At 46.7% G+C, this 13462-nt stretch carries 9 protein-coding genes; 3 read left to right on the top strand and 6 right to left on the bottom strand.

What is annotated here, in order from left to right; all coding sequences use genetic code 11:
• Window positions 1-87: 87 nt before the first annotated feature.
• The 5 genes from V6C11_RS01170 to addB all read right to left on the bottom strand — a co-directional run bounded on the left by V6C11_RS01170 (window position 88) and on the right by addB (window position 8882).
• Window positions 88-258 (bottom strand): toxin-antitoxin system HicB family antitoxin, encoded by a 171-nt coding sequence (locus V6C11_RS01170; protein WP_333529247.1) that lies wholly within the window; start codon window positions 256-258, stop codon window positions 88-90.
• A gap of 11 nt (window positions 259-269) precedes the next feature.
• A complete protein-coding gene (locus tag V6C11_RS01165; RefSeq protein WP_333529246.1) occupies window positions 270-1112 on the bottom strand; it encodes an SPFH domain-containing protein in 843 nt (280 codons plus the stop codon).
• 328 nt (window positions 1113-1440) lie between these two features.
• Entirely contained in the window at window positions 1441-1569 is a 129-nt protein-coding gene (locus tag V6C11_RS01160) for a hypothetical protein (protein ID WP_333529245.1), read from the bottom strand.
• A gap of 121 nt (window positions 1570-1690) precedes the next feature.
• Window positions 1691-5416 (bottom strand): helicase-exonuclease AddAB subunit AddA, encoded by a 3726-nt coding sequence (addA, locus tag V6C11_RS01155; protein WP_333529244.1) that lies wholly within the window; start codon window positions 5414-5416, stop codon window positions 1691-1693.
• The gene (gene addB, locus V6C11_RS01150) at window positions 5409-8882 is read right to left on the bottom strand and encodes a helicase-exonuclease AddAB subunit AddB (RefSeq protein ID WP_333529243.1); all 3474 of its coding nucleotides are present in this window, start codon (window positions 8880-8882) and stop codon (window positions 5409-5411) included. The genes addA and addB overlap by 8 nt, the downstream gene beginning before the upstream one ends.
• Window positions 8883-9231: 349 nt before the next feature.
• On the opposite strand from addB, the gene V6C11_RS01145 reads away from it, so the two are divergent.
• Both V6C11_RS01145 and V6C11_RS01140 read left to right on the top strand, forming a co-directional pair.
• A complete protein-coding gene (locus V6C11_RS01145) occupies window positions 9232-9591 on the top strand; it encodes a BlaI/MecI/CopY family transcriptional regulator (RefSeq protein ID WP_333529242.1) in 360 nt (119 codons plus the stop codon).
• Window positions 9588-11792, top strand: a complete 2205-nt coding sequence (locus V6C11_RS01140; RefSeq protein WP_333529241.1) for a M56 family metallopeptidase — start codon at window positions 9588-9590, stop codon at window positions 11790-11792. The genes V6C11_RS01145 and V6C11_RS01140 overlap by 4 nt, the downstream gene beginning before the upstream one ends.
• Before the next feature lie 118 nt (window positions 11793-11910).
• Here the strand turns inward: V6C11_RS01140 and V6C11_RS01135 are convergent, their stop codons facing one another.
• Entirely contained in the window at window positions 11911-12255 is a 345-nt protein-coding gene (locus V6C11_RS01135; protein WP_333529240.1) for a hypothetical protein, read from the bottom strand.
• Window positions 12256-12481: 226 nt separating this feature from the next.
• Between V6C11_RS01135 and V6C11_RS01130 the strand changes: the two genes are divergently transcribed.
• Window positions 12482-13456 carry a LysM peptidoglycan-binding domain-containing protein gene (locus tag V6C11_RS01130; protein ID WP_333529239.1) on the top strand — a complete coding sequence of 325 codons (975 nt, stop codon included), beginning with the start codon at window positions 12482-12484 and terminating at the stop codon, window positions 13454-13456.
• Window positions 13457-13462: the final 6 nt, after the last annotated feature.

Below are 13462 nucleotides of genomic sequence, written 5' to 3'. Positions count from 1 at the left end.
ATTATAGAAAAGGTTTATGCACCACAATAACCAAAAATGTCGCTTACCTACTAAAATAAGTGGGCAAGCGACATTACTTTATAATTCTTATTTAGTTTCAGGTTCTTTCTTTGGTAGTCTGCCAGCTTTCTTGACCGCTTCCCTGAGTAGATACTCAATATGTGCATTAACACTGCGCAGCTCATCGGCTGCCCATTTTTCCAGGGCCTCATGCAGTCGAGGGTCGATTCTTAAAGGGAAACTTTTTCTTGGTGGCACTTTATCACCTTCTAGTACAGGCTTCCTGCATTAATGACCGGCTGGGCTGACTTTTCAGAAACAATGGCCACCATTAAATTGTTGATCATGGTAACCTTGCGTTCATCGTCAAGCTCCACTGTACCTTCTTGAAGCAGTTTCTCAATGGCCATTTGAGCCATTCCCACTGCCCCTTCGACAATCTTTTGGCGGGCTGCAATAATAGCAGAGGCCTGTTGACGCTGCAACATGGCACTGGCAATTTCAGTTGCATAGGCCAGATGTGTCAAACGGGCTTCCATCACCTGAACACCTGCTACTTCCAAACGTGCTTGTAACTCTTTGCCTAGCTCAGCAGCAATTTCCTCTGTATTGCCACGCAAGGAATAGCCTTCACTTTCGAAATTATCATAGGGATATTTCGTAGCCACATGGCGCAAAGCCGTTTCACTTTGGATCTCCACAAATTGTTCGTAGCTATCAACATCAAACAAAGCTTTGGCCGAGTCCACTACCTTGAAAACAATTACAGCAGCAATTTCAATCGGATTCCCTTCTACATCGTTTACCTTTAATTTGGCACTGTTAAAGTTTCTTACCCTTAAGGAAACCTTTTTATTAACGGAAAAGGGAATGGTTAACCAGATGCCATTTTCCCGAATGCTACCCATATAGCGCCCAAAAAAAGTGACTGCCCTGGCCTGATTAGGCTGCACGATAACGATTCCACTGGCCAAAATGACAAAGGCAAAGATTACAAAGGCCCCCGTAATAAAGTGAAGCTTGAGGAAGAGATAAACGGCACTCCCTACTAAGGCAAGTAAAACTAAAATAGCCAAAAATCCATTTACCTTCCAAACATTCTTTTCGGTCATTTTATCGCCTCCAAGTTATATTTTACCGATACCAATATGATATCATTTTTATATTAAAAATAATAGTTGTAAGATCTCCCAATTCATTGGTAACAAGTGGTTTTTATAGATATATTCATTTATTGTTCTCGTAGGGAATGGTCAAGATCGTTCCCTACGCAGTATTTTTCAAATTATTTTTGCCCGTGTATGATGCAGAGAATACTTTATAAACGTAAATAAAAAATGCCAGCTCACCTTCTAAGAGGTGAAACTGGCCAAAACCGGAAAAGTTCAATTAAGGTATTCGATAAAAATAGGATATCTCCTGTCGCAAAATTGACAAATTTTACTCTTCTTCGTTAAAAGTTGCCAGGGGATTTGTTTGGTCATCTAATACATCTTTTAAGCGAACTAAACCGGGGCCGGCTAGCGTATCGGGCTTTGGTATAACAAGATCTTCAAAGTCTAGCAGCACAATCACCTCCCGATTTAGTAATGCTCATTGTGAAAAGATTCATGCTGGAAATTTCTTTGTTGTCAAGGGTCTTTTTTCAACTTGATAATATGGGTCACGGCCCATAGCTCATGGCCATTAGCTAAATATAAACAACTGCCCCATTATCAAAGAGATAAATTACCCGCTCCTTCACTGGTTTTCTTAAAATATCCTGCACAGCACGGGTATACAGGTTGATTTGCCCCCGGTACCGTTCCATTGGGGAAGCTTGCCCCTGGTATACCGAATCGGACTTATAATCAATCAGCAGATAACCATCCTGCTCATCCACCAGGCAATCAATAACTCCCTGAACCAAAACCATCTCCTGGGCATAGGCCCCGGGGAGATCCTGATAGATTTCCGTGGCGGGCAAGGCCAGACTAAAGGGCAGTTCCCGCTCTACCCGGGGGGCTTGCAGCACTCTTTGGCCGATGGGGCTGGCAAAGAAGCTTAAAATCTGGGCTGGATTAATCACCGCCGCCTGCTCCGGCAGGAGAATTTCCCTTTGCATCAGCTTTTCCAGAAGATGCTGAACAGCCTCTTCATCCGGCACCTGATCTAAGGATATATGCTGCATGACCAAGTGAAGGGCTGAACCCCTTTCGGCAGACGTCAAACCCTTGGCTTGCTGTAAAAATCGAGGGCGGCCAGTGATTTGAGGCCGATAGGGCATTATTCCTTCTTCTTGTTGAACAAATTGATCAAACTTGTGTTTTACCTCCGTCACAGCGGCTTTGGCCGGTCGGGTAGTGATCAAAGACCGTCCGTAGGTCCAGCTTAAGCGGCACTCAATTTCTGCTGCCAATGGTCCAGCCTCCAAGGGTTGGAGATTTTTTATTTGGGTCAAAAGTTCATGGGCCGGCCCGCTTTTTTCTTGATCCTTTTTTTGCATATCTTTCGTGGCATGGTATACTACCTGCCAATCCGACGGGTCCTCAGCCACTGCCCCGCAGGGCTGCATGTCTGCCTCCAGCAACCTGCGCAGTTCATGGCCCTTGCGGTGCCGGGCAATGGCTGGACAAAGCCAGTCCAGATAACACTTGGCGGCCATTCGTTCAGCATCCGGCAGAGGCCAGCCAGCCTGGGCCACGGAGGTACCCCACCTTTCCAGGGATTGTGCCAAATCTCGCACAGACCCCACCAGGATTAATTTTTCCCTGGCCCTGGTCAAGGCAACATACAGCACCCTCATTTCCTCGGCCACAGACTCCCTGCGAATCTGCTGCTTGAGCATAAGTTTCGGCAGGCTGGGGTAGGAAACCCGCTTACTTAGTTGAATAATCTGAGGCCCCAGGCCAAGTTCCTTATGCATGAGAACCTCTTTATTTAAATCCATTAGGTTGAACTTTTTGCCTAAACCTGCCACAAAGACAACGGGAAATTCCAAGCCCTTACTTTTGTGTATACTCATGATGCGAACCACGTCTTCATTTTCTCCCAATGATCTGGCTGCCCCTAAATCATTGCCGGCATTTTTGAGCCGTTCCACAAAGCGCAGGAAACGGAATAAGCCCCGAAAGGACGTGGCTTCATATTGTTTTGCCCGGTGGTAGAGTACCCGTAAATTGCCTTGTCTCTGGGTTCCTCCCACCATACCGCCAACATAATCATAGTAACCGGTTTCCCGGTACAGCAGCCAAATTAATTCTGCCAGCGAGCCCCGCCTGGCCCGGGAGCGCCACTCCTCCAGTTGGTTGAGGAATTTGCTTAGGTTAACAGATAAGGCACCGAACTCCCCCTGGGCAGCTGCTAAGACCGCATCGTAAAAATCCCCTTCCTTGCTGCAAAGGCGTATTTCAGCTAAATCCCCAGCCCCAAGGCCCACCATGGGGGACCTAAGCACCCCGGCCAAGGGGACATCCTGTCTGGGATTATCCAGTATTTTTAAGAGAGAGAGAAAGGTTTCTACCTCCACTGCCTCAAAGTAGCCCGTGCCCAGTTCAGCATAAGTGGGCACGCCCATATCCCTTAGTTCTTCCAGAAAGGTATTGGCTCGTCCCGTGGTGGCCCTCAGTAAAATAACGATATCACGATAACTTACCGGACGGTATTGACCCACAGCATGATCCCACACCTTAAATTCCGAACCCTTGACCATTTCTAAAATGCGCCCGCCGATTAGTCTGGCCTCAGCTTGATCATTATCTAAATCTTCCTGATCTTCAGACTCACCGCCAGTTTCTTCTGGTTCCGGCACCTCGACATTGATTATTTCTGCCTGCTTGTCCTTACGATCGATTAAATGAACTTCCACCGGACCCCCTGCTGTGATTACCCCATCCTGCTGGGGGTAATCAGCACCATAATGAAGCTCCTCCAATTGATCATAAAGTATTTCACCAGCAGCCTTGGTCATAATTTGACGGAAAATAAAGTTAACCCCATGCACAATCTCCAATCGGCTGCGGAAGTTTTTACTCAGTCCGATGCGAATACCCTCTGGTTTGTCAGAGTGACGATAGCGTTCCGATTTGCTAAGAAATAGTTTCGGTTCCGCCAACCGGAAGCGGTAAATACTTTGTTTAACATCTCCCACCATGAAACGGTTATTTGTTTTAGAAACCAGCCTTAAAATCGTCTCCTGCACAGCATTGATATCCTGATATTCATCCACCAGTACTTCGGCAAACTTTTGTTGTAATTCAAGGGCCACAGCCGAGGGGTGCAGTTCACCCTCAGGACTGTTTTTATCGAGCAGGATGGCCAGGCAATAGTGCTCCAGGTCCCCAAAATCCACCAACCCCTTGGCCTGTTTTTTCTGCTGGTAAAGCGCCATAAACTCAATGGTCAGATTGGCTAACTCGCTGATGAGGGGCTGTAAAGAACGTAAGTCCTCTAAAATAACGGAGGGCTCGGCACAGAAATAAGTGTTTAATAGCTCATTAAACTTATCTTTGGCCTTATTCCTTAGGCCCTGGGCTTTATTCTTCAAATTGTCATCAATCTCACCCCGGCAAGGGCTTAATTTACCCCACTTAACCAAGGTCAAGGAACGGTATAATTGATCCCAACAAACACTACTTGAACTATTGGCCAGGGGCTCAATAGTGATCATATCTACCCCCAGGGTTTTGCCATAGGGTTCCGGTCCGCCTGGCTGTCTGGCCAACCGATCTGCCTGTTTGAGAAGGCCTAAAACTCCCCTCAGTTCCTGAATAACATATTCCTTTATCTGCGTTAGCCAGGGTAGATCATCTAGGGTTTTATCCTCGGAAATAGCATAGTTTTCCGCCAGTCCCTGCAACCAATGTTTAGGCAGGGGATGACTGCCAGAAAAACGATATAGTTCCAGAACTAATTCCTGTAATTTGGCATCATCCCTTGGGCCACCGTAACTATCCACCAAAAGGGCAAAGGTTTCTGACCCTTCCCGATTATAACGTGCTTCAAAGAGTTCCTCCAGCACATCCAAGCGCAAGAGTTCCGACTCGGATTCATCGGCCACCCGGAAACCCGGGTCTAAATCCAATTGGTAAAAGTAACGTCTTAATAAATCCAGACAGAAGGAGTGCAGGGTGGTAATGGAGGCGTGGTTCAACATGGTTAACTGTTTCGTAAGTTTTTTAGAAAAGGGGTTATCCTCGATGGCCTTTCTCAAGGCCTGGCCAATACGTTCACGCATTTCCGCCGCTGCGGCATTGGTGAAGGTAACAACTAATAGTTGGTCCACATCTACCGGCTTGTGGGGATCGGTAATTAATTGAATAATCCTTTCCACCAGAACTGCGGTTTTACCGGCACCGGCGGCGGCGGCCACTAATAGGTTATGATCACGGGTGGTAATGGCAGCCAGTTGTTCTTCGGTCCATCTTTTATCACTCATGTTTATCACCCAGGCTTTCCTTGATCAGCGACCAGAGTACCTGCTCCTCTTGATCTGCCAGCAGTCGGAATAAGTTATCCTCCAGCAGTGGGTCAAACTGGCAAACTGCTTTAAAGATGCAGTAAGAGCAAGCCTTTTCTTTCCCTCTCTGATAGGGACTTAGACTAACATCTCCGTTAAGCAGACGCTGACCAATGGACTTTAATTTAACCTCTAGGTAATCTCTTAACAGCTTAAACTGTTCTTCCGTAAGAACCTTGGAATTAGCATAAAAGTCCCCATTCTTCTTCAAACCCACAGGCAATAATTCCGATTGCCCGCTCATCCCTTGATCCATTTGGGCAATCACCAATGGATCAGCAAGTAACAGACCTTTCATTTTTAGCTGTTTAAGAAGACTTTTCTCAGCCTCTTCTTCTGTTATGGGACCGGCAGTGGTCAACAAAGGGTCCCGGACACTAAAATAAAGCATACCAGCGGGCAAAGCCTCATGCTGGGTCAATCGCTTTGCCTGACGCAGGGCTACATCCAGATAGGTAAGCAGTTGCAGCTTTAAACCGTGGACAATATCGTTTAATCGAATGTCCGGTTGTCCCGACTTATAGTCAATAACCGAAAAATAGTGCTGCCCACCCTCACAGGCACTATCAATGCGGTCAATACGCCCCACCATTTCCATTTGATAACCCTCCGCACAAGTCAATTGGACTGCCGGCAATTCAGCCTGAGGACCAAAGCCCAGTTCCACCGCTATTGGTCGAAAGGCACCCCTTCTGGCATGTTCCGTCAGAGTAAATATCGCTCTTTCTAAGGTTCTTCTCAGCTTCTTAATTAAATAACGATGCCGGGCGGTACTGAGAAGAATTTCATTTTGCAATTGAGGTGCCAGTTCAGCCACTATTTCCCCGGTGAGGGTGACTATCTGGGTACGGGATAATTGGCCCCAATCCATTTTTAGAAGCTTTATTTGATCCGCAAATTGTTTAAGGGCTGCATGGAAGAACTGCCCCAAATCCGGTGCGGCTAATTTAAACTGGCCGCGTTCCTTTAGTTTTAGGCCATGGGCTAGAAAATGGGAAAAGGGACAGGTGATAAAACGTTCCAGGCGAGACACACTGGCCCTTAAAGGATGGCCATACAATCTACGCCCCAGGCTCGCAGGCAGAGGGGTTTCCTGATTTACATGATAGAGGCCAGCCAACGCCCTAGCACAGGATTCCTGATACTGGGGGTGCCGGACAAACCAAGAATAAACATCCCGCCACACTGGATCTACCGGATGGCCAGCCACCGTTTCTCTAAACATAGAGGCTAAATAAGATAGGGTGCGACCCGGACTGGCCACAAAAGACAGATCCCCCTCTCCCCCGGCAGCGGGCGGTTCCACTGACAAAATATGTTCTTCAACAAGGGGCAGCAGTTCCTTAACCCGCTGCACGACCTGGGATGGTCTAAGGGCCTTTCCCTCGTCATCCGCCTGGGGATAGCTAAGCCACAGCTTTTCACTGGCCCTGGTTAGGGCCACATAGATTAAATATTGCTCATCAAAAAGCTTTCTTCTGATCCCCGGTGCTATATTTACACCATTTTCCCTTAATGTTTCCCGCTCAGAGTCACTAAATAATCCCTCTTCCGTTGGCCGAGCCGGTAAAACACCGTCACTGATACCAAGCACCAGCGCTGCCCTAACATTGGGGTTCCGAGAACGCTCCAGTGTCCCTACCACCACTTGATCTAGTCCCGGTGGAATAAGGCCCAGCTTTAAACCTTCCAGCCCAGCCTCCAGAACCTGGGCGTATTCTTCCAAACTCAGTTCCTCATCTCCCATGGCCTCGACAATCTCATCCAACAACAGGATGACATTATCCCAGATCTGGGCATGTTCTCTGGCCTCGATTAACCGACCGGCCTTCTCTGCTTCCTTCGCCCAAACTTCCATACGCTCGGCCACAGCCAAAGATTCCAGTAATTCAAAAAGGGCCGTGGTGATATCACGGACCTGACGACATTTCGTTGCCTTTTTATAAAAATCATTTAGCTGTGCAATGGCAGCATAGCGTATCTGATTAATTTGGGCCAGTTCCTCTGCCGCACGGTCATTAAACTCCTGATCCTCACCCAGGGTATACTGCTTCCGATAGGTCCAAGCCCTGTTGTCAATCCAACGATTACCCCGGATGCCGTGGGATAGGACGTAATTTTCCAGCCAATCTATTTCGTTGCGCTGTACGGGAACCAAATCTGTTTTTAAATAGCGAAAGACCGGGTCATAGGTCCACCGTTGACAGACCACCTCCAGGGCACTGCGTATCAGTTCCACCAGTGGATGATGGAGCACCTGCCTTTTTTGATCAATAAAAACAGGTATCCCATAATCAGCAAAAATGGTACTGACGAGGTCACCATAATTGGCTAAATCCCTCAGCATGATCACAATATCCCGCCAATGCATGCCCTCTTCCCGGCAGAGGCGAATCGTTTCCCTGGCCGCAGCCTCCACCTCCGCCCGGCGGTTGGCACAGGCCACCAGGGTTACCCCCTGGGCCGTGTTCCCGGCTTGCAGTGGGTGATTGAAGTAGTTTTTCTCTAAATGGGCAATGGCAGATTCCCTGGCAAAGCGAACCGGCGTATCAGCCTGGCATAATCTCGGTTCCTCCAGGGGAACTCTTAAAGAGCCAGCCAGATCCCGTAGGGTATGATAGGTCTCCACCGTGGGGTAAAACAGCTCCAATTCCTCGCAAGCTTCCACTAAGTAAATGGGATCAAAGCAAAGTGCCACATGTACCCTGGCTGCGGTACCTAGAATTTGCTCGATCACCCCGTATTCCTGGGGTGTAAAACCAGTAAAACCATCGATGTATATTTCTGCTCCTTGAACAGTAGGAGACCCCTTAAGGTGCTGGGCCAGCAAATTTAAATAATCATCTGGATCGATAAAACGATCTGCTAAAAATTCTTCAAAATCTTTATAGAGCAGATTAAGATCCTGAAGTTTATCCAAAATGGTACTGCCCTTTGCACCCTGCATATGATGTAAGCCCTTTTGTAAGTCCCCCGGTTCAACGCTGTAAAGTTTTAACTCCGACAAGGTACTGGCCAAACTGTCGGCAAAACCAGGCTGCTTTGCTGCCCGGTGAAATATTCTCAACTCTGACTTACGACGCTCAATAATTCGCCGGAGTACCATCTTTTTACCTAATTCACCAAGATGGGCCCTGGCGGACCCACCCATCTCTTGGAGAACCCGGTAGGCCAAACGACGAAAGCTTAAGACCTGGGCTCGGATCATGCCCTTCAGTTCCGGGGTGGTGGCCAGCATGTATTCATATTGAAAAGTGGCTTGTTCCGGTACCAACAGAATAATGGGCCCTTCCCCCTGATTTTCCCGCAGCTTCTGTTGTACCTCTGCTAAACAGCTATGACTCTTGCCACTTCCTGCCCTACCAACGATAAAGCGAAGGCTCAAAATTGCTTCCCCCTTCGTAAAACTATCCATTTCAAAATTCGTGCCTGTTTGGCTAAATCCCTTTTCCTTTATTGCTTGACTTACTGTTAATAAGTGCCTAAGAAGAAAAATGACTGCCAGCCAAAGGCGGACAGTCACAAGAAACAATGGTGAACCTACCCGCTAACAAGCTGAATACGGAAAGAAAGCACCTCATTTCCAGGCGATCCTCTGGGAATAAGGCGTTTTCGTCTATACAGAGAGATAAAGGAGGTTGCCCGAATAAACTTTTTTCTTGACAAATACAGGTCGAATGCGTCAGACTCAAAATAAGGTCTAACACATTCGACTCTGCAAGGAGGGGCTTCAAATGGGGGACATAAAAATATTCGACGCCGAATACCGTTTCATGTGTATTGTCTGGGAGAAAGAGCCGATTAACTCAACGGAACTTGTCAAGCTGTGTCAGAGCAAATTCGGGTGGAAAAAATCCACTACGTACTCCGTTATCAAGCGACTGTCGGAGCGGGGTGTGTTAAAAAACGAGAAAGCCGTTGTAACGGCCCTCGTTAAACGCATACAGGTACAAAAATACGAGAGCGAACAGATACTCGAAAAGGCCTTCGACAACTCTTTACCCTGCTTTGTCGCTGCGTTTTTGCAGGACAAAAAGCTCACGCGGGACGAGGCCGAACAAATCAGGAAAATGATTCAGGAGGCGACGAAATGAGCGGATTGCTGATCGGAATTCTGAACATGAGCCTGAGCGCGAGCTTCATCGCGCTGATCGTCATCCTGATCCGTCCGGCCCTGAGAAAAGCACCGAAAATCTATTCGTATGCGCTTTGGGCGGTGGTATTCTTTCGGCTTGTTTGCCCCTTTTCGATCCAATTGCCGATGAGCGCCGTTCCTGTGCAACCACAAACCATACCACACGATATCATTTTTTCCCAGAACCCATCCATCCAAAGCGGGGTACCGGCCGTCGATCATGCCGTCAATACCGCTATTGAAAAATCCCTGCCGCCCGTAAGCCCCATAAACAGCGCCAATCCTGTTCAAATTGCGCTGGAAATCGGATCGTATCTTTGGCTGGCTGGCATTTTTGCGCTGTTGCTGTATGGGCTGATCAGCTATCTGCGTTTGAAAAAACGGGTCATGACCGCAATCCTGGTAAGTAACAACGTTTACGAAACCGATCTGATCAAAACACCCTTTGTGCTGGGCTTTCTGCATCCCAGAATCTATATCCCCACAGGGCTTGGTGAAAAAGAGCTTGAATATGTGATAGCACATGAGCGGACGCATATCCGACGCCTTGATTATCTGATCAAGCCGCTGGCCTTTTTGATCACATGCGCGCATTGGTTTAATCCCATCGTCTGGGTTTCCTACGCACTGATGGCGAGGGACATGGAGCTGTCAGCGGACGAGCGTGTGATGAAACGCTATGATTCCGACATCCGAGGCGATTATTCCCATTCCCTTCTCGCTCTGTCGGCTAAAAAAAGCGGGCTTCCCAGCCCGCTGGCTTTTGGCGAAACGGGAGTAAAGGCAAGGGTGAAGAATGTGCTGCATTATAAAAAGCCCACGTTTTGGATACGCGCAGCGGCGACCGTGGCTGTCGTCGCAATCAGCATTTTTCTTTTGGCCAGCAGGCCAATGGAACCGACCCTCGAAAACCCGTCAAATCAAGGCACCCGGCCAAACTCATTACCGGAAAGTGCTTCAGGGCTTTCGGAAACAGCCTATGCAACCGATTATGATAGGGTGAAAATTACGTTTCATTCCGAAAACAAGGGTTTTAAGACGGCAGACGAGTTTGAGACAACCGACACCAAAATCGTGGCATATATTGATACAACCCTCCGAACGAGCCGGACGTCAGCACAAGAGGATGATTTGGAAAATAATCATACCAATCAGTATACGATAAAATTGTCAAATGAGATCGGTGGATATAGCTGCGGGCTTTACTACGATACGCTGTATGATAAGGCTTACATCGTAAAAGACGGCGGCCTTTACGAAACAGGGACCGATTTTGCGCGTTATATCGATTCGTTTCTGGAGAATGCAAACATTACCGTCCATATAGATGACCCCGATGCCGCAGCTCTGTTTCATGCCTATGGCTGGACACTGGATTATCAGCTTGGCGGGATAAATTATGGGTTAAACAAGATCAAAGTTTTATCTGAATTTGACCCAGGTACATATTATTTTGCCTATAATAACGAGCTTTCAAAGGATATCGGCCTGGACATGAACAGATACGCCACCGCCAACATTGATGTAGAAATCTACCGAATCCATGAGCCTATGCCGCAGGAGTTCCACCCGATAGAGAATTGCAGAGGCATTGTCGTCAAAAACGGCGGCAAAATCATCGGCGCTTTCATCAGCGCCGGTCGACACAGCACTTTTAACGCCTGCAGTCTGAAAGGCAACAGCTTTGAAAAAGTGACTGGGCAAACGCTTTATGAATGGCTTGCGGACAGGATTGAAAGGGATAGCGTCGAAAAAAGGTTATCCAAATTACAGCCGGAACAGGTCATTGAGAAATATTTCGCGGCACTGGATCGAAAAGACACTAAGACCGCGCAATACTGCATCTCGAAAAAAACGCTGCTGGAGAATTTGACGATCAATATACCAAACGATGCGTTATTTAACGAAAGAATCGGACTGCCTTTAACAGATGCCAATATTGGAACAAAGTCAAGTTTTGATAACCCGAAATTCGCAAAAATTTTGAAAACAGAACGGATTAAAGAGGAGCCCGATAAAAAAACGAAGGTCTTTAGGGTAACGGTGGATCTTCGATACAATGAAGCGTGGGATGGTATCAACGGAGAACAGTATTGGGATTGCGGTATGGTTTACGAATCTCCTCAAACGGGATGGAAAATAGAATGGTTTGGACATTAGAGCTTAAGCATTAAACGCGCTTGTTTCATCGCCGCCTCAACCCAACAGTGATTAACACAAGGCGGGCAGTCACAAGCAAAGGGTAAACGGAATACGGAGAAAGGGGCTGTGCCGAAACTTAACGTTTCGGCACAGCTTTTTCAGGTTTCTTCTGCTTGCCAACCGCATTGAAGGCCGTTAGTACCACTGAGTTGCCCTCCCGGCTTACCTCCAGCCGATAATCAATAATTCCCTGTTTATAAAGCTCTAGTTTAAGTTCCAACAAAGCTTTACCAACCTGTTCTTGAAGTTCCGGGGTGAAAAAGGAATGCATGCCCTCCTGATCGGAATCTTTCTTGACAGGTTTAATTTTTGGTTTATGGACAATTGTATCCTCCCAAGTATTTTCAAAGGTAGCCTCTTCCTTGTAACCGGCAAACATTTCTTGATCCGTAAGGTTTTTGCGAATTTTGTTTTTACTCATTGTTTATCACCTATCTTATCTTGTTCTCTAAATAGATATTTCTCACCCATCATAAAAAATCCTGTCTCAATTTAAATCTCCTTTGATAAACCGTAGTAAAAAACGAAACTTTTTTCTGCTTGAAATAACATTATCCTATCGTTAAAATGGTAGTAATGGATATTTATGGATCATCCTGTAGAATTTATGAAGCTTTATATAAACATTGCCTAAAGGAGTTTGCCAAATGATAAAAAAGAAATATATCTTACCAGGACTCCTGTTCTCACTTTTGTTAAGCACAAACCCTGTCTTTGCTTCCAATCATACCGTCAAAGAAGGCGATTCCCTTTGGAAAATATCCCAAAACTATAGTATTTCTGTAGAGAAAATAAAAGCCTTAAACAATTTAAAAAATGACTCTCTTACCGTGGGACAAGTTCTTTATCTTGATGAAATTTCAGGTGCCCAGCAACCAGTGGCAAAGGAAAAAATACAACCCACCACGAATAATACCAACCAGAATGGCTGGCTTCCTCTCACTTCCCCGGCGATAACCCAGGAAAAGCCTGAGCCTGCTTCTACCGTTGCAGCTTACCGCCCAAATAATACCCTTTATACGGTGTTACCAGGGGATACCCTAGGGCTGATAGCAAATAAACACGGTCTTAGCGTTGAAAACCTGCGTCAGTTAAACAATCTCAAGGGTGATCTTATCTATGCAGGACAAACACTAGTTTTAAAGGGCACGGTATCCCGTGGTAGCGATATCAACCGCAGCGATGCCTTAGAGGAAAATTCTTCTGCCCGTTACGGTCAATTAGTTGATTGGTTTGAGGAGGGCATTCATATCCTTAAACCAAACCGAACCTTTTCTATTACAGATATAGCAACCGGGAAGGTTTTAAAGCTTAAAGTATTAGGGGGAAGCAATCATTGTGATGTGGAGCCCCTAACTAAAGAGGACACGGAGATCATGCTAAGTCTTTTTAACACTTGGACTTGGACACCCAGACCAGTTTGCATTCATATTGATGGCAAAAATATTGCAGCTTCCCTCTCTGGCATGCCTCATACAACCATCGAAAATATTCAAGACAATGAGGTCACTGGACACTTTGATATGTATTTACATAATAGCAAGCCCCACGGCAGTGGCGTATCACAAAGTTATGTACAAGAACATTATGATGCACTGAAAAAAGCAGTTGAGCGGGGCTAACCACCC

The organism is Desulfotomaculum sp. 1211_IL3151 (assembly GCF_036763075.1).
Classification (GTDB): Bacteria; Bacillota; Desulfotomaculia; order Desulfotomaculales; family Desulfotomaculaceae; genus Desulfotomaculum.
Note: the sequence above shows the minus strand (reverse complement) of the source record. Positions and strands in the feature narration are given on the sequence as shown.

What these genes read in the sequence shown, in the direction of transcription:
- V6C11_RS01165 (WP_333529246.1), bottom strand. Translation starts at nt 1,112, where the DNA reads ATGACCGAAAAGAATGTTTGGAAGGTAAATGGATTTTTGGCTATTTTA.
- addA (WP_333529244.1), bottom strand. Translation starts at nt 5,416, where the DNA reads ATGAGTGATAAAAGATGGACCGAAGAACAACTGGCTGCCATTACCACC.
- V6C11_RS01145 (WP_333529242.1), top strand. Translation starts at nt 9,232, where the DNA reads ATGGGGGACATAAAAATATTCGACGCCGAATACCGTTTCATGTGTATT.
- V6C11_RS01140 (WP_333529241.1), top strand. Translation starts at nt 9,588, where the DNA reads ATGAGCGGATTGCTGATCGGAATTCTGAACATGAGCCTGAGCGCGAGC.
- V6C11_RS01135 (WP_333529240.1), bottom strand. Translation starts at nt 12,255, where the DNA reads ATGAGTAAAAACAAAATTCGCAAAAACCTTACGGATCAAGAAATGTTT.
- V6C11_RS01130 (WP_333529239.1), top strand. Translation starts at nt 12,482, where the DNA reads ATGATAAAAAAGAAATATATCTTACCAGGACTCCTGTTCTCACTTTTG.